Genomic DNA, 15482 nt, shown 5'->3' with positions numbered 1-15482 from the left:
CGTCGTCGGCAAGAACCTCAAGTGCGGGATCGATGGCGAGATCTCCGCGCATTGGATTCGAGTTACGCCACCGGGGGGCTCTGATCGCCGAAAGCCGTCCTCACCAAAACTCCACCTCGACATCACCGCCTCCTCACGACTTCCGTGCACCTTCTCACTAATAATGGTCCCATCGGAACGATTTATTCTGAATGGAATACTTAATATTTTTCGAGCCATAGGCGTGTGCGCCTCTTCGGACGTCCAGAAGCGCAGCACGAGTTCGCCGAACGCCGCCCCGGCTGCTGGTGCCGACCGAGCGCTGTCAGGCCGGCACATCCTGCAGAGAAGAACCGCAATGGAAGATGAGCTCAGTCGAACTGTGGATGCGCTCCCGGGCCTGGTATGGACCGCAGTGCCGGACGGCCGCATTGAATTCGTCAATCGCCCTTGGTGCGAATATACGGGGCTTTCCGTAGAGCACGCGTGCGGCGAGGGCTGGCAGTCGGCGATCCATCCCGAGGACCGAGCCGCACTGCTGGAGGTCTGGCGAGTCGTCGTTGCTTCCGGCGTGCGGGGCGAGGCGGAAGCGCGAATGCGTCGCTTCGATGGCACGTATCGCTGGTTTCTATGCTGTGTCAGCCCAGTCGTCGATGCTGCCGGAAAAGTCGTGAAGTGGTGCGGTATCAACACGGATATCGAGGACCGTAAGCAGGCCGAAGCTGCGCTGCGGGCACACCAGGAGCGCTTTCGGCTAATCGTAGACGGGCTGCCTACGCGTGTGATTCTTTTTACGCCGGAGGGGGAGGTATGTCACGCCAACCGCCATACGCTCAAATATTCTGGCGCGACGGTTGAAGAACTAAAGCAGTGGACTAGCAGAGACTTTACCCACCCGGATGATCGACGCGCGACTGTTGCCCGTTTTTATGCGTCGATCAGAACCGGCGAGCCATACGATTTTGAGTCCCGCCATCGTCGCGACGACGGCGTTTATCGGTGGTTTCGCGTACAGGGCTTTCCGTTGCGGGATAAGGAGGGGCGAATCGCTCTTTGGTACTTCTTGCAGACGGACATCGACGACCGTAAGCGGGCCGAGGCGTTGCTTGCAGGCGAGAAGCGCCTGCTCGAAATGGTCGCCATGGGCCTGCCTCTGCCCACGGTTCTCGATGACTTATGCCTGTTGGTCGAACAGATCGCGAGCGACAGCTTCTGCAGCATCGCGTTGATCGATCCCGGCGAAATGACATTCCAGCGGGTGAACGCGCCAGGCCTCGCTTTGACCTACACCTATCCGTCGAGTGGCGGCCGCGTCCACCTGGACATGGGACCCTGCGGATTAGCAGCATCCCTCGGCGAGCAGATAGTCGTATCAGATATCGCGACCGAGTCACGCTGGCCACGGGCATGGCGCGACCTGACTCTCGCGCACGGTCTGCGCGCGTGTTGGGCGACGCCGATTCTGTCGCGTACAAACGAAGTGCTGGGAACATTCGCGATATTCCGGTCGGAGCCTGGAATCCCCACTCCGTTTCAAACCGATCTCACAGGACGGCTTACACACCTCGCGAGTATCGCGATCGAGCGTGCACGGAGCGAACTCGCACTGAAGCGAAGCGAGGAGCGTTTCCGTGCGATCGTGGACACGACACCGGAAAGCGTGACGGTCCTCGCTAACAACGGTACGGTATTGTGGATCAATTCGGCTGGACGCCGCGCTTTGGGATCGTTGCGTGCGGAAGGCGCGATCGGTGCGTCTTACTTCGATTTCGTTGCTCCTGAACATCGCGCGCGGTATGTCGAGTTCAACAGAAACATTTGCTCGGGAAGGGATGGCGTCCTGGAGTTCGACTTAATCTCGCCACACTGCGAGCGAAGGCACCTCGAAACCCATGCCGCGCCGATGCACGACAGCGACGGCGCGATCGTGCAATTGGGCGTCACACGTGACATCACCGCACGCAAGCAGGCGCAGGAGCAATTGCGCAAGAGCGCGGCGTTGATGGCCAAAGTGGAGCAGCTCACATTGAGCGGAAGCTTTAGCTGGCGCCCAGAGACTGGTTCATTCACCTGGTCGGAACATCTCTATCGAATCTTCGGCCTCGAGCCAGGGGTGACAATCACGCTGGACACGATCGCCGCGCGAGTCCACCCTGGCGATCTTCATCTGCTGCATGAAATGATCGAGCGGGCGCAGGATGGCCAGCACCTGGAATTCGAGCACCGCCTGCTGCTGTCCGACGGCTCAGTCAGATATGTGCGCATACAGGCCCACGCCACGCGTAACGCGCAGGGCCGGCTGGACTACATCGGCGCCGTACATGATGTCACCGAACGCCGCGAGTCCGAAGAAGCGCTCTATGGCCTGCGCGCCGAATTGGCGCACGCAAGCCGGGTCAACAGCCTGGGAGCGCTGACCGCCTCGATTGCGCACGAGATCAACCAGCCGCTGGCCGGCATCATGACCAACGCCAACACAGGCTTGCGCATGCTGAGCGCACAGCCACCGAATGTCGAGGGCGCGCTCGGCACCGTGAAGCGCACGATCCGGGACGGACAGCGTGCCTCGGAGATGATGACACGTCTGCGCGCGCTATTCAGCAAGAGGGCGGTAACAGCGGATGCCGTCGATCTGGTCGAAGCCGCAAACGACGTCATCGAACTGCTGCGCGCAGAGCTTCGCAAGAAGCGGATCGTGCTACGACTGGAGACGGCCGACAACCTGCCGACGGCCACAGGCGACAGGGTCCAGCTCCAGCAGGTGGTGCTGAACCTTCTTCTCAACGCCATGGAGGCGATGAATGGCATCGATGACCGCTCACGGCAGATGCTGGTCAAAATAGAGCGCGACGATGGTGACCACGTACGACTCGCTGTGACTGATTCCGGCGAGGGCATCGCCCCGCAGCATGCGGACAGGCTCTTCGACGCGTTTTTTACGACCAAGAGGGAAGGATTGGGCATCGGGCTGTCCGTAAGCCGCTGCATCATCGAGCGCCACGGTGGTCGCTTGTGGGCCACCTCGAACGAGCGTTTTGGTGCCACCTTTTCATTCTCGATCCCGTGTCGAGCCGAACGCATGGCGGCCGCGGACGGTTCTGCAGACAAGGGCCTGCAGCTGCGCTCGGACATACAGCAGATCGTGAGCGACCCGTGATGATCGAACGCTCGCTTATCGCGGTGGTCGACGACGACGAGTCGGTACGCGAATCTCTACCTGACCTGTTGGGCGAGTTCGGCTTCGCGTCGCGCGCCTTTTCTTCGGCGGAGGCGTTCCTGGCCTCCAGCTGTGTTGGCGAGGCGCGCTGCCTGATCCTCGATATGTGCATGCCCGGTATGTCCGGCTGGGACCTGCAGCGCAAACTGCAGCAGCGCCGCCAAACCGTTCCGATCATCTTCATCACGGCGCATGGCGATGAAGCCCTCCGCCTACGCGTGTTAGAAAAGGGCGCCGTTGAATGTCTCTTCAAGCCATTCAGCGATACCTCTCTACTCGGGGCGATCCGGGCCGCGCTCTACGCCAAATAATTCATCCAGGTGCCTTAGAATGGAGTTCTCAATGACACCAGCATATGTAGTCGAACGTGAATCGGAACTCTCGCTGGCGCAAGCCATGCCGGTCGTCTTCGTCGTCGACGACGATGTCTCGGTACGTGAGGCGCTCGAAGCCATGATCCACTTTGCAGGTCTCAGGGCAGAGACGTACGCCTGCGCACGGGACTTTCTCGAACGTCCACGCGTCCGGGCCCCGAGTTGCCTGGTGCTGGACGTCATGCTTCCCGATCTCAGCGGCCTCGACCTTCAGAATCTCATTGCCGCCGAGCGTACCCACACACCGATCATCTTCATCACTGGCTACGGCGACGTGCCTATGACAGTGCAGGCCATGAAAGCTGGAGCGCTTGAATTTTTCACCAAACCCTTTGACGACCAGGTCATGCTCGATGCTATCCGGCACGCCATCGGGCGCAGCCGCGTGGCATTGAGCGAGGAAGCCGAGATGCAGTCGATCCGGGATCGCCACGCCTCACTCAGTGGGCGCGAGCGCGAGGTCATGGCGTTGGTCGTGACCGGGCTCCTTAACAAGCAGGTGGGAGGCGAGATGGGCATCGCCGAGATCACTGTCAAGATGCACCGCAGGCAGGTCATGCGAAAGATGAACGCACGCTCGCTCGCCGAACTGATCAGCATGGCGCGAAGACTTCATCATGACCGCGCGCCCAACGCCGCGCTGCAAAAAGTCGCGTAAAGCGGTCGGCATATCGCCGGAAGACTACGCGAGCGACCTGACCATGCATCAGGAAGCCGTGTGCGCGCCAGCTCCGGCTGCTCCCGATCGGCTAGCGACGAATCGAGCATCGATCCGGGGGTGTCTAGCACTGATGCTGCGCCGCGTTCGTATGAGCGATTGCACGTAAGCGCCTTGCGTCTGACCCACAAAGGGTCGGCGCTGGCCGCGTGGCGCTCTGATTTGGCCGATACAATGCGGCTCACAAGCTCATGTTTGGTCGTTGGTCGTGCGTTTTCTTACGCTCAAGTGAACGCCAACACTGTCTCCCGCCTACGACGCGATGGCGAATGAAGCAACGCACGCTGCTTTGGCAATGCACTCAATCGTCGAGAAGATTGCGATGGCAACGTAGCGCGTGTACTCAAGGGGTAGCGCTGGTGCCAAGGCGAATACGCTCACTCCACAGATGAACGTAAAGAACTGACGGGCAAAGCGCAGGTTGGCTACGGCAGCCGTGCCAGTGAGGCCGAGCAGTACCTTCGACGCCACCAAGGCAAGCAGCGCGGTTGGATCAAGCGCGCCACCAAGCTCCAAAGGTGTCTCAATCACTGCCCAGATGCATACCGCGATGACGGATGCGCTGAACAGCAGGTCCCATTTTTTCGCTAACTCGACGGGTTCTTTGGGAATACGTTCGGATAAGACGTCCTTGTAGTCCATCGGGTCGATCATGTTGGCTGCTTTCTTGGGATGCACGAGAAATCCTCCTCTGAGCGGGACACGTGTCCTCATGGCGCACCCGCCATGAAGAAAAGTCACGTTCAATGCACTAAGCGGGCGTTGCGGTTAAAGGTTGATAGTTCTGCTGCCACGGCTCTAGCGGCACCGCACGGTTTATACATATCGCGTGCATTTACGAAGAATCTTTCGCCGACTAGGGGATGTCATGCGTGGACGTGCGGCAGACCTGCGTTTGGAGCGTCGGCCTGTGAACGAATTTAGGCCATGCCCTATGTGGCCGCAATGACACTTTGGGTGAGGTGTGAATAGAGATTCACTCGTGTCGATGCGGCGATGTTCCCACACCATTGTGCATTTGAGTTGTGCGCCACCTTGCGCTTAAGCTTTTCTCCATCGAATGAAGTTCCTCTTCCTTCAACCCTTTCCCTGCCGCTTTCAGAGCCGCCATAGAGCAAGGTGCCTGTATGAGAGAAATCTGCCGGAAAGTTCTTCGTCCCGCTGCAATAATCGCGGGGCTGTCAAGCCTCGGTGGCTGCAGCTGGGTCCTGTTCAACACGAAGGGCAGTGTCGGCCTTCAGGAGCGCGACCTCATCATCCTATGCATCGCGTTGATGCTGATCGTGGTCTTGCCGGCCATCGTGCTGACCTTTGTCTTTGCGGGGCAGTACCGGTCGTCGAATCACAACGCCACGTATATGCCCGAGTGGGCACATTCAACGCGGATCGAAGCAGTGGTGTGGGGTATCCCGATCCTGATCATCGTCACACTGGCAATCATCGTGTGGAAATCGACACACGAGCTGGATCCGTACCGGTCGCTCGACGTGCCCGGCCAGCCCATCAACGTCGAAGTCATCGCAACCGACTGGAAGTGGATCTTCATCTATCCAGAGCTGGGAATCGCCACGATCAATCAACTGGTATTTCCGGCACATCGCGAGGTGACGTTCAGCATCACCTCCAACTCAACAATGGGGACCTTCTTCATTCCCCAGCTCGGCGGCCAGATCTATGCGATGGCAGGCATGCGGACCCAGCTGCACCTCATGGCAAACGAGGAGGGGAAATTTCGTGGCATGTCGGGCAATTTCAATGGACCCGGTTTCTCCGACATGAAGTTCATCGCGACCGCCACCAGCGAGGCTGACTTCCAGCACTGGGTGAAGCAGGTCCAGACATCGCCTAACAGGCTCGATTTCAACACCTTCCAGAAAGTGGCAAGGCCCAGCCAGGGTACTGCGATCGTCCAGTTCTCGCAGGTTCAGCCGGGCCTTTTCAAGGCGGTGATCGACCAATATGTTGGCCCGGGAGCGGACGCCGCGGCGCAAGCTGCTCTCGACGTCAGCGCTTCGTCGAAAAGAGAGGAGTAACACATCCATGTTCGGCAAATTGACATGGGCGGACGTGCCGCTGCACGAGCCCATCATCGCGGTCACCCTGGCGGGCATCGTGCTCGGGGGCGTGGCTGTTCTGGGCGCGATCACCTACTTCAGAAAATGGACGGTGCTCTGGAACGACTGGATCACCTCGGTCGACCACAAGCGTATTGGCATCATGTACATCTTCGTGGCGATCGTGATGCTGATCCGCGGCTTCGCCGACGCCATCATGATGCGGACGCAGCTTGCGCTCGCCGGTCCCGGGCACCTGGGCTACCTGCCGCCGCATCACTATGACCAGATCTTCACGGCGCACGGCGTGATCATGATCTTCTTCGCCGCGACGCCGTTCGTCGTGGGCCTGATGAACATCGTCGTGCCGCTTCAGATCGGGGCTCGCGACATGGCGTACCCATACCTGAACGCCTTCAGCTTCTGGCTGTTCGTCGTGGGTGTCGTGCTCGTCATGCTGTCGCTCGGCGTCGGCGAATTCGCGCAGACAGGCTGGGTCGCTTATCCACCATTGTCGGACATAAAGTTCAGTCCCGGAGTGGGGGTGGACTACTACATATGGTCGCTGCAGGCATCGGGTCTCGGAACGCTGTTGACGGGCGTTAACCTCTTCGTGACCATTCTCCGGATGCGCGCGCCGGGCATGACGCTGATGAAGATGCCGATCTTCACGTGGACGGTGTTCGTCACGAGCGTAATCATCATTGCCGCCTTCCCGATCCTGACCGTTGCGCTCGCTGCGCTGGCGCTTGATCGCTACCTGGGCTTCCATTTTTATACGAACGAGTTCGGCGGTAATCCGACGATGTACGTGAACCTCGTATGGGCGTGGGGGCACCCAGAGGTGTACATCCTCGTTCTCCCGTCATTCGGAATCTTTTCCGAGGTTACCTCGACGTTCGCCCGAAAGAAGCTGTTCGGCTACAAGTCGATGGTGGGCGCGACGCTGGCAATCGGTATCCTGTCGTTCCTCGTCTGGCTGCACCACTTCTTCACGATGGGTTCGGGCGCGGACGTCAACAGCTTCTTCGGCATTATGACGATGATCATCGCGGTTCCAACCGGTGTGAAGATCTTCACGTGGTTGTTCACGATATACCGCGGGCGCGTCGAGTTCACGACGCCTATGCTCTGGACGCTGGCGTTCCTCGTGACGTTCACGATTGGCGGCATGACCGGCGTTTTGCTCGCCATTCCGGGGGCTGACTTCCTGCTTCACAACAGCCTGTTTCTCGTCGCCCACTTCCACAATACGGTCATCGCAGGCGGGTTGTTTGGCTATTTCGCCGGCTTGAACTACTGGTTCCCAAAGGTCTTCGGCTTCAAGCTTAACGAGCGTCTCGGCAAATACTCGTTCTGGTGCTGGGTGATTGGCTTCTATCTCGCGTTCATGCCGCTTTACATACTCGGCTTCATGGGCATGACCCGGCGCCTGAATCACTACGACAACCCCGCCTGGACGCCGTATCTCCAGGTCGCGTGGGTGGGCGCGGTCTTCATCCTTGCGGGGATTGGACTCCTCATCGCGCAGATTCTCGTCAGTATCCGCGAGCGCAAGCAGAATCTCGACGTCACAGGCGATCCATGGAATGCACGCACGCTGGAGTGGTCGACGTCGTCGCCGCCGCCGTTCTACAACTTCGCCGTGGTTCCGTGCGTGGATGCCGTCGACGCATTCTACGTGGCGAAGAAACGCGGACTGCCGCCGCGCCCGAAGAAGTACGAGCCGATTCATATGCCGCGCAGCACCGGTGTGCCGTTCATCCTCGGTGTATTCATCCTGCTGCTGTGCTTCGCGCTGATCTGGCACATCTGGTGGCTGGTGGGGGCCAGCTTCGTTGCCACAATCGCGACGGTGATCGTCCGCTCTTATAACGACGATATCGACTATTACGTTCCGGCCGACGAAATCGCACGGATCGAGAAAGCACCCGTTGCTCTCATGAAACGAGATCTGAACCATGTCTACGCAAACACTAATTGAAACAATCGAGACTGAGGATGAGCATGCGCGTGATGGCCACGACACGGGCTCGCGCAAGGTGCTGGGCATGTGGATCTACCTGATGTCCGACTGCATCCTGTTCGGTTCACTGTTCGCGTCGTACGCCGTATTGAGCGGCGCATTTGCAGGTGGCCCCGGCCCGAAGGGCATCTTCGAGCTGCCGTACGTGCTGGCCGAGACGTTCGTGTTGCTGCTCTCCAGCATCACCTGCGGCTACGCGATGCTTGCCGTGCACCGCCGCGATCAGGACACCTTGCTCCGATGGCTGACCCTGACCTTCATTCTGGGCGCCGTCTTCATCGGCATGGAAATACACGAGTTCCATCACCTGATCTCGCTCGGCTTCGGACCGCAGCGCAGCGGGTTCCTGTCTGGCTTCTTCGCGCTCGTCGGCACGCACGGTCTGCATGTCGGGTCCGGCCTGCTCTGGATGGCGGTGCTCCTGCATCAGGTGGCGATCAAAGGACTGACACCCACCAATGTGACACGCCTCTCGTGCCTGAGCCTTTTCTGGCACTTTCTGGATCTGGTCTGGATCTGCGTGTTCACGATTGTCTATCTCATCGGAGCATTCTGACCATGGCAAGCGATGCGACTACCCGCGCCGGCCAAGCCCACGGCAGCGCGAATTCCTACAACACGGGCTTCATCCTCTCGATCGTCCTCACGGCCATCCCGTTCGCGCTGGTGATGCATCCGATGCTGCCGCGTGCGACGACGCTTCTCGTGGCGGTGATATTCGCGGTCTTGCAACTCGTGGCGCACCTCGTGTACTTCCTGCACATGAGTCGTTCCTCGGAGGGCGGCTGGAACCTGATCAGCTTCGTGTTCACGCTGGTGATCCTGTTCATCGTCGTGGCGCTCTCGGTCTGGGTCATCTGGAGCATGCACTTCAACATGATGATCCACTGATGCGCCGCGCACATCCGACGAAGAACACCCCCGGACCATGTATCGACCTTACCTGCAACTGACGAAGCCCGGCATCGTGATCGGCAATCTTATCGCCGTCACGGGCGGTTTTCTGCTGGGTTCGTACGACAGCATCGACTGGCTCCGGGGCGCTCTGGTGGCCGTCGGTGTCATGCTGGTCGTCGCGTCCGGGTGTGTGGTCAACAACGTGATCGACCGGGATATCGATGGCTTGATGGCCCGGACACGCAATCGCCCAATGGTGACCGGCAGCGTATCAGTGCCGTCCGCCTTGCTGTATGGCGTCGTGCTCGTCCTCGCGGGCATGAACGTGCTCTACGCGGGCACGCGGTGCGTCCTGCCCCTCGCGCTGATACTCGTCGGCTACGCCGTGTATGTTGGGCTATATAGCCTGTACATGAAGCGCAATTCGATTTACGGGACGCTAGTCGGCAGCATTGCCGGTGCGATGCCGCCAGTGGCCGGATACTGTGCGGCGAGCACCAGGTTCGACGCCGCCGCCGTCACATTGCTAGTCATGTTCAGTCTCTGGCAGATGCCGCATTCGTATGCGATTGCGATCTTCCGGGCCCAGGATTATCGCGCGGCTTCGATTCCCGTTTTTCCGGTTGTCCGTGGCTTTGCGGCGGCGAAGCGCCACATGTTGGCCTACATTGTCGCCTTTACGGCGGCCACCCTGACGCTCGGCTTCCTCGGCTATGCCGGCAAGATCTATATGCTCGCCGCGCTCGCGGCGGGGTTGTACTGGTTCGGGCTCGGCGTTGCGGGATGCACCGCGGCAAACGAGGGCAGATGGGCACGCAAGATCTTCTTTGCGTCGATCATCATCGTCAGCGTATTGAGCGCCGCGATGTCGGTGGATGGCTCCGCGCCCCAACCGGCAACCCATCTCGCGCTGATTGCGAGGGGTTTCGGCGGGTAGCGCGGCGAGCTTGCTGTACGCGAGCAACTGCGGGTTCGGCAGTGGCATTGATGGGTCGCTCGTGCTTACTGGTGTGCAGACGAACGCATTCGGCGTCCGGCATTTTCCTGGAGCAGAAGTCTCAGGTCGTTCGCACTGTCCTCGGCAGTTTCCTCATATTGCAGCGCGAAGCGCACCACACCCTTCGCGTCGATTACGTAATCGGGTCCGATAAACGTCGGGTCGAAGGCTGCGGTATAGGCCTTAAAAATCGACGGCGTGTCGCGCTCAGGATCGATCGAGATAAAGAGTACCTTCGGCCCCTTACCCTGATCTCCGAGCGACCGTTTGATCTGTGCAGCGCGAGCCAGGGTCGTTGGGCACACGTCTGGACACCGCGTGTATCCGAAGAGAAGCAAGACCACATTGCCCCGGAAGTCCTCCAGCGTTCGCGGATTGCCGCTGGTATCGCGCAGATGGGACGTCCCCGGCAGCTTCATCGAGGACAGGTCGACACCGTGCAGCTTCGATCAGATTCTTTTGCCGCACGCCGCCACGGCGAGCAGGAGCGCAGCACCGAGCAGACGGCGGCGACGTGATGACGGAGCACTTTGGAACGGGCGGCGCTTCATGGTCTCGTACATGCTGAAATTCCATGAGGAGGAGGCAGGGGCGAAGCTGGTCGCGTGCGGAGCACAGCGTGTCGTTAGCGCGACCAACGATACACCTCTATGCGTGCTGGCCGCGGGCGGCATTCCACGGGCAATAGCAGCCGACGGCGACCATCGGAGCAGGTTCGACATGTGCACCTGCGACCAGCTTGTCGAGAATCGGCTCCACGAAACTGTTGTTCGAACTACAGACAAGACCCGCGCTATAGGGTCCCGCGTAGGCGAGCTTGCCATCCGCAGCCCAAATGGCGATAGCGGGACTGGCCGGTATGCGCTCCATTCCTTCGATTCCCGGTAAAGGCTTGAGCTTGCCTCGCAGGAAGGCCGGTAATTGTCCGTGGGTACCGGGCTTGCGCACGCTGTAGAAGTCGATATCCGCGCCTCTGAACATCGTGATCAGATAGTTCAAGTGGGCGTCGGTGTTCTCGTTACAGCTTGCGCAGTCGGGGTCCCAGAAATGCACGACACGAATGCGTCCGGTATTGCCTGCCAGGTCCGGCGGCAGACGCAGGTCGGAGTCTAGGAAGAGAACAGCCTGATTCGAGTAACTGGTCACTCCACCAACGCCGAAGTATCGCCACAGTGCTACGCCGGTCCCGACCAGAATGCATACAGCTGCACAGAGAAACAGGATGACCGGGCGGCGACGCAGCAGGGGAACGGTTGATCGAGGGGGTTCCCCGGTATTGGCTGGAAACATGTGTGGCAGGCGAAGTATCGAGTCTTGTGATCAGCGGCGGAACCGACCATAGACGGTGTGACCGAAGATTCGGTTGCCGCTCGCAAAGTGCAATAGGGTCGTGCGGCTGGTCGAACAAATATTTCCTAAAGGTCACGATCCCGAGGCTGGCGAACGAGGTCGATAGCCTCCCTCAATGTCATGGCGGTTATACCATTCTTCTGCGTTTTGATGCGAGGCCATGTTATGTAGGTGCGGGATATCTCACGGTAATACTCGTCACGGGCCTGCTCACATAACCAGTTGAGTCGTTCGCTGTCCGCATTGCTGGTATGGGCCTCGGCCAGGTGCCTGCGAAGCAGCTCGATCTCGTTGGCGACTTGTCGAAGGGTATCGGCCACCTCACCCGTCATCAATTCCGCCTGTTTCCTTATCTGTTCAAGATCAACGCACATGATCAGGTATTGTAAGTAATGCAATAACGTCGCCGAACAACGTCCTCTTCTCACGCGGAATGAGGCCCTTAACGTAGTCTCTCGCATCGATCGAGCCAGCTGCTTTGATGAAGTCCACAACAAGGCTTCCGTCTACGAATGAATTTAAAGTAAGCCCCGCGCAGTCGCAATAGTACTTTGGGTTACATATGAGATAGCACCTCGTGCCACCCGTACGAAGGTTAGCTAGTCCATTGTGCAATGGAGTGGTGCACCTCCTGCACGTAGAGTTTCGGTCATGTCTCGCTGCCCACTGACGGCATCGGATGTGTGACTTCCGCGGTCATGCTGGTCCGGATTGGCCTGTTGTGCCCGGCGATGTTCGGCGAGAACCTGTACCACCCCCGCGATTTCCGCGGCGGGGTGAACGGCAGGATCCACGCGGGAGGGTACGCGAACCAGTCAAGCGGTTTGAGCGGCGCGAATATCGGCATTGCCGGGCACATCTCCCGGAAAGCGACGAGATCAGTTTGCAGGCGAGGTCACATGCATGTGCACGGTCGCGGGGTCGAGATTACCTGGGTCGCTCGCGAGGTGAAAATACAGCACCGCAGTAAGGATCGCGATGCACATTGCGATTCCCGAATACTTCGCATCGACGCTGTCGATCGCGCGGATCAGAGCACGCCGCCGGCGCGCGGTGGTGTGAAGGCCGGCAGTCATAGGCTTGCTGGCGCAGCGGCGCGCCACGACGCATTGGGCGTATGGGCGCGCAATGCAGGAACGTTTTCCGGATATCCACGTCGAGGAAGACCAGAGCTACATTGTCGATGGTCCGATCTGGACGTCCGCGGGCATGACGGCTGGCCTTGACCTGGCACTCGCGATGGTGGAAAAGGATCTGGGTGCTGAAACGGCCCGTTCAGTCGCGCACAGGCTTGTCATGCCTCAGCGGCGGGCGGGCGGCCAGTCGCAGCATTCCGAAATGCTGAACCTCGCCCCGAAATCCGATCGGATCCAGAATGCCCTGAACTATGCGCGCCAGAATCTGAGGCGTTCGCTGACGGTAGAGGACTTGGCCAAAATCGCTCACCTGAGTCCGCGCCAGTTCAGCCGTGTGTTTACGCTCGAAACGGGAGCGTCTCCGGCCAAGGCTATTGAAAGACTTCGACTGGAGGTAGCGCGGCTGATGATCGAACAGAGCCGGCATCCGCTTGATGTTATCGCGAGAGAGGCCGGTTTTCGCGACTGCGAGCATATGCGGGACGCTTTCATGCGCGGGGTTGGCCGTCCGCCCCAGGCAGTCCGGCGCCACAAACGCATGGGTGTCCGAGGGATTCTGCGGACTGACCCGGTCGATGCAACACCATAGAGGCTGGCGAGCGCAGCGTTTGCAGCTGACGGTCGGCTACAGGCAGAACAATTCGTCAATAGACATTTCTTTTCAGCTACCAGCCTTCACGGCTCCCCAAAAGCTACCGCAAACTCATCCGAATAAATCTCCGCGAGTGCAACGCGCAGCGCCGCCGCTCGTTCCTCGCCATAGATCTCTTCAAAGCGACGCTGCGCTTTTCGCCAAAGGCGATTGACCTCAGCAAGCTTCGCACGGCCGGCGGCTGTCAAATCGACGCGCCGGCTTCTGCCATCGTCCTCGTCGGGCCGCAGCGCGGGATACCCGTCGCGTTCGAGCGGCTTGACGTTCCGTGCAAGCGCCGATCGGTCAAGCACCATTGAGTAGGCGAGTTCGGTCATGGTTGGGCGAAGACTCCATGGAAGACCTTAGTAGACGTCGCAAATTCTTGCAGGCCGGGATCCTCGGTTCTATTGGTTTCATCTTGGGTTCCGCCGGCATACCGAAGGTTTCAGTTGCGGGCGAATCCGGCTTACAGCAACCATTGCTCGATGAGGCTATTGCTGCCCACGGCGGATTGGACAGATGGCGAGAATTGACGCAGTTTTCGGTGCGCATGTCGCTTTATGGACAACTGTTTGATCGAAAGGGTCATGGCGGTGGTGAACTCGCACATCTTGTCTGCCAGGGAACCACCCGCGAACAGTATTTTCGAATGACGGGCTTCCGAGAACCCGACCTGCGCCTGACGTACAGGCCTGACCGCGTAGCTTTGGAGCGGCCAGACGGGACGTTGTTACAGGCGCGCATCAATCCGAGTGACGCATTTGCAGGTCACACCGCCATGTCCCAGTGGGATGATCTGCATCTCGCATATTTCTGCGGATACGCCAATTGGAACTACTTCGTCGTTCCCTTCGTGTTTGCAGATCCGGGTTTCGAATGCGTGGAGGACGGTATCTGGCAGGAAAATGGCGAAACATGGCGTCGACTCCGCGTCACGTACCCGTCCCGATTTGTGACTCATACACGTGTACAGACTTTCTACTTCGACGGTAAAGGCCTTTTGCGACGACTGGACTATGGCCCGACTCTGGCGGGCCCGGGGCACGTCGCCCATTACTGCGATGAGCACAAGATCTTCAACGGCATCGTGATGCCCACGAAGCGCCGCGCTTACCGACTTGAGGCCGACGGCAACGTTGTCAAATCGCTCTTATTGGTAGGCCTTGATATTTCGTCGGCCGAGTTTTCATGATCCGTGAGTAGCGTTCGTCTGCCCCTTGGCGATGATGTGCATCTGCGCGGCTGCCGTGAGTTGAGGACGGGGAAGACGTCAAATCATGCTAACTTGTGATGGATTGCCTCGATACAGCGATGTAGCCACTGCATCAGTCCATTCTCTGCCATGTGGACCTCTGGAGACACTTGCATCAGGGCTTGTCCTTTTCGTTCGCGTGCCTCGAGCTTTGCAGCGAAAGCGTGTGCGACATCGGCATGTTGTTTAAGGAGATTCATCACGGCGTGGTCTGGTAATTCATAGACGATTACATAGGTCCGTGCGACGAACGTAACCATTGAAGCAACACCCGCGATTGGTCCGCTCTCGCCGAAGTATTCTCGAGGACCAAGACGGACGATGTCGTAGTGGCCACCAGAGTCTTCCGTTGCGGATGCCGCGACGACTCCATATCCGACAATTGAAATGGATTGTGAGCACGTTCCTGCGCTAAGCAGCACTTGTCCGGGTGCGCATTCGCGACGAACCAGAGATTTTGCTAGTTGAATCCGTTGGTCTTTAGAAAGCATCCCGAATATACCGATAGCTTCAATTAGTCGATATGCGAGTGTTCCGCCTGGGATGTCGGCGAATTCGTTCCCATGTTCCAGTGGAACGGTAATCGACTCCAGATGGCGGTGAGCTGCGTCATAGAATTTGTTCAGCACCTCTACTTCTGATCGTTCACCCGTTCTGTAAAACGTGACGTCGTACATGACTGTTCTTCGACCGATGGAGGTCGTAGCCACACTCGGCTTAGGGCTACGCTGAACAAGCAGCTGAATTTGCGACGTGTCGGCGATGTAGAGGTGTTCAGGTCGTGAAGCCGACGGTCATCCTTTGGTTTTTGGCCCTTGCGGGCATTGCACGCGGGCGTTTGCCCGCTT

Annotated in this window: 16 protein-coding genes and 1 pseudogene; 10 read left to right on the top strand and 7 right to left on the bottom strand. The window is 59.0% G+C overall.

The features are described from left to right. Positions 1-337 precede the first annotated feature (337 nt). Genes AB3X94_RS29330 through AB3X94_RS29320 form a run of 3 tightly spaced genes read left to right on the top strand, consistent with a single transcriptional unit; the run spans position 338 to position 4228 of the window. A complete protein-coding gene (locus AB3X94_RS29330) occupies positions 338-3136 on the top strand; it encodes a PAS domain S-box protein (protein WP_368613423.1) in 2799 nt (932 codons plus the stop codon). Beyond that, positions 3136-3507: a response regulator gene (locus tag AB3X94_RS29325; RefSeq protein ID WP_176110423.1), complete on the top strand. Its 372-nt coding sequence runs from the start codon at positions 3136-3138 to the stop codon at positions 3505-3507. Before AB3X94_RS29330 ends, AB3X94_RS29325 begins: the two co-directional genes overlap by 1 nt. Positions 3508-3538: 31 nt before the next feature. Then, complete coding sequence (locus AB3X94_RS29320) at positions 3539-4228, top strand: response regulator transcription factor (protein ID WP_176106288.1); 690 nt, start codon at positions 3539-3541, stop codon at positions 4226-4228. Positions 4229-4540: 312 nt separating this feature from the next. Here AB3X94_RS29320 and AB3X94_RS29315 read toward each other — a convergent pair whose 3' ends face one another. Further along, entirely contained in the window at positions 4541-4966 is a 426-nt protein-coding gene (locus AB3X94_RS29315; protein WP_368613422.1) for a hypothetical protein, read from the bottom strand. Positions 4967-5415: 449 nt separating this feature from the next. On the opposite strand from AB3X94_RS29315, the gene cyoA reads away from it, so the two are divergent. From cyoA to cyoE, 5 genes are read left to right on the top strand one after another with little or no spacing between them, the layout of a single operon-like run. Next, entirely contained in the window at positions 5416-6321 is a 906-nt protein-coding gene (gene cyoA, locus AB3X94_RS29310) for a ubiquinol oxidase subunit II (protein ID WP_368613421.1), read from the top strand. Between the two features lie 7 nt (positions 6322-6328). Then, complete coding sequence (gene cyoB / locus AB3X94_RS29305; protein WP_368613420.1) at positions 6329-8326, top strand: cytochrome o ubiquinol oxidase subunit I; 1998 nt, start codon at positions 6329-6331, stop codon at positions 8324-8326. Further along, positions 8304-8924: a cytochrome o ubiquinol oxidase subunit III gene (cyoC, locus tag AB3X94_RS29300; RefSeq protein ID WP_368613419.1), complete on the top strand. Its 621-nt coding sequence runs from the start codon at positions 8304-8306 to the stop codon at positions 8922-8924. Before cyoB ends, cyoC begins: the two co-directional genes overlap by 23 nt. Positions 8925-8926: 2 nt before the next feature. Next, positions 8927-9259: a cytochrome o ubiquinol oxidase subunit IV gene (gene cyoD, locus AB3X94_RS29295; RefSeq protein ID WP_368613418.1), complete on the top strand. Its 333-nt coding sequence runs from the start codon at positions 8927-8929 to the stop codon at positions 9257-9259. 37 nt (positions 9260-9296) lie between these two features. Beyond that, complete coding sequence (cyoE, locus tag AB3X94_RS29290; protein WP_368613417.1) at positions 9297-10202, top strand: heme o synthase; 906 nt, start codon at positions 9297-9299, stop codon at positions 10200-10202. Positions 10203-10267: 65 nt separating this feature from the next. On the opposite strand, the gene AB3X94_RS29285 is transcribed toward cyoE, so the two are convergent. From AB3X94_RS29285 to AB3X94_RS29270, 4 genes are all read right to left on the bottom strand, one after another. Next, positions 10268-10681 carry an SCO family protein gene (locus AB3X94_RS29285; protein WP_368613416.1) on the bottom strand — a complete coding sequence of 138 codons (414 nt, stop codon included), beginning with the start codon at positions 10679-10681 and terminating at the stop codon, positions 10268-10270. 229 nt (positions 10682-10910) lie between these two features. After that, positions 10911-11408, bottom strand: a complete 498-nt coding sequence (locus AB3X94_RS29280) for a DUF6436 domain-containing protein (RefSeq protein WP_368591110.1) — start codon at positions 11406-11408, stop codon at positions 10911-10913. Positions 11409-11677: 269 nt separating this feature from the next. Beyond that, complete coding sequence (locus AB3X94_RS29275; protein ID WP_368613415.1) at positions 11678-12010, bottom strand: hypothetical protein; 333 nt, start codon at positions 12008-12010, stop codon at positions 11678-11680. 480 nt (positions 12011-12490) lie between these two features. Further along, a complete protein-coding gene (locus tag AB3X94_RS29270) occupies positions 12491-12688 on the bottom strand; it encodes a hypothetical protein (protein ID WP_368613414.1) in 198 nt (65 codons plus the stop codon). 1 nt (position 12689) lies between these two features. Here AB3X94_RS29270 and AB3X94_RS29265 point away from each other — a divergent pair. Further along, a pseudogene (locus AB3X94_RS29265) lies at positions 12690-13337 on the top strand (GlxA family transcriptional regulator); the annotation flags it as partial. 86 nt (positions 13338-13423) lie between these two features. Here the strand turns inward: AB3X94_RS29265 and AB3X94_RS29260 are convergent. Further along, the gene (locus AB3X94_RS29260) at positions 13424-13717 is read right to left on the bottom strand and encodes a MarR family winged helix-turn-helix transcriptional regulator (protein ID WP_368613413.1); all 294 of its coding nucleotides are present in this window, start codon (positions 13715-13717) and stop codon (positions 13424-13426) included. Positions 13718-13734: 17 nt separating this feature from the next. Between AB3X94_RS29260 and AB3X94_RS29255 the strand changes: the two genes are divergently transcribed. Further along, entirely contained in the window at positions 13735-14574 is an 840-nt protein-coding gene (locus tag AB3X94_RS29255) for a hypothetical protein (RefSeq protein ID WP_368613412.1), read from the top strand. A gap of 83 nt (positions 14575-14657) precedes the next feature. Here AB3X94_RS29255 and AB3X94_RS29250 read toward each other — a convergent pair whose 3' ends face one another. Further along, entirely contained in the window at positions 14658-15311 is a 654-nt protein-coding gene (locus tag AB3X94_RS29250; RefSeq protein WP_368613411.1) for a cyclic nucleotide-binding domain-containing protein, read from the bottom strand. Positions 15312-15482 lie beyond the last annotated feature (171 nt).

The organism is Paraburkholderia sp. BR10923 (genome assembly GCF_040948765.1).
GTDB lineage: Bacteria > Pseudomonadota > Gammaproteobacteria > Burkholderiales > Burkholderiaceae > Paraburkholderia > Paraburkholderia youngii.
This window is presented reverse-complemented; position numbering and strand designations above follow the sequence as displayed.

Bases quoted from the DNA above. Each gene is read 5' to 3' on its own strand.
- AB3X94_RS29330 (WP_368613423.1), top strand. From the start codon at position 338: ATGGAAGATGAGCTCAGTCGAACTGTGGATGCGCTCCCGGGCCTGGTA.
- AB3X94_RS29325 (WP_176110423.1), top strand. From the start codon at position 3,136: ATGATCGAACGCTCGCTTATCGCGGTGGTCGACGACGACGAGTCGGTA.
- AB3X94_RS29320 (WP_176106288.1), top strand. From the start codon at position 3,539: ATGACACCAGCATATGTAGTCGAACGTGAATCGGAACTCTCGCTGGCG.
- cyoA (WP_368613421.1), top strand. From the start codon at position 5,416: ATGAGAGAAATCTGCCGGAAAGTTCTTCGTCCCGCTGCAATAATCGCG.
- cyoB (WP_368613420.1), top strand. From the start codon at position 6,329: ATGTTCGGCAAATTGACATGGGCGGACGTGCCGCTGCACGAGCCCATC.
- cyoC (WP_368613419.1), top strand. From the start codon at position 8,304: ATGTCTACGCAAACACTAATTGAAACAATCGAGACTGAGGATGAGCAT.
- cyoD (WP_368613418.1), top strand. From the start codon at position 8,927: ATGGCAAGCGATGCGACTACCCGCGCCGGCCAAGCCCACGGCAGCGCG.
- cyoE (WP_368613417.1), top strand. From the start codon at position 9,297: ATGTATCGACCTTACCTGCAACTGACGAAGCCCGGCATCGTGATCGGC.
- AB3X94_RS29285 (WP_368613416.1), bottom strand. From the start codon at position 10,681: ATGAAGCTGCCGGGGACGTCCCATCTGCGCGATACCAGCGGCAATCCG.
- AB3X94_RS29270 (WP_368613414.1), bottom strand. From the start codon at position 12,688: ATGACTGCCGGCCTTCACACCACCGCGCGCCGGCGGCGTGCTCTGATC.
- AB3X94_RS29260 (WP_368613413.1), bottom strand. From the start codon at position 13,717: ATGACCGAACTCGCCTACTCAATGGTGCTTGACCGATCGGCGCTTGCA.
- AB3X94_RS29255 (WP_368613412.1), top strand. From the start codon at position 13,735: ATGGAAGACCTTAGTAGACGTCGCAAATTCTTGCAGGCCGGGATCCTC.
- AB3X94_RS29250 (WP_368613411.1), bottom strand. From the start codon at position 15,311: ATGTACGACGTCACGTTTTACAGAACGGGTGAACGATCAGAAGTAGAG.